The sequence below is a fragment of the Virgibacillus carmonensis genome (assembly GCF_057836705.1).
Genome location: NZ_JBYQFJ010000413.1, coordinates 1 through 519, shown reverse-complemented (window position 1 = coordinate 519; position 519 = coordinate 1). Strand labels below are relative to the sequence as shown.

Genomic DNA, 519 nt, shown 5'->3' with positions numbered 1-519 from the left:
TGAGTATGAACGTCCAAATTCAATCGGGCGGGTTAAACCATATTATGGTAACTTCGGAATTAACTTAAGGGCATATACGTATATCCGGACAATGGGTGCAGAAGGTCTTAGGAAGGTTAGTGAATATGCTGTGTTAAATGCTAATTATATGATGCGGAAATTAGAACAGGAGTTTATCCTTCCTTATCCACAGCATTGCAAGCATGAGTTTGTTCTTTCTGGAAAAAAACAGAAAAAACTGGGTGTCCGAACATTGGATGTTGCGAAGCGCTTACTTGATTATGGATACCATCCGCCAACAATCTATTTCCCATTAAATGTTGAGGAAGCATTAATGGTGGAACCAACAGAAACGGAGTCTAAAGAGACACTGGATGGGTTTATCGATACGATGATAGAGATATCAGAGGAGGCTAAAAACGATCCAGAGAAGGTACAAGAGGCTCCATACACAACTATTGTGAAACGGATGGATGAAACAACTGCTGCAAGAAAGCCGATTTTACGATATTATAAGTA

The 519-nt window shown here is 39.7% G+C and carries 1 pseudogene; it reads left to right on the top strand.

What is annotated here, in order from left to right:
* Positions 1-519: pseudogene (locus tag AC3G7N_RS22630) on the top strand (PLP-dependent aminotransferase family protein); the annotation flags it as partial.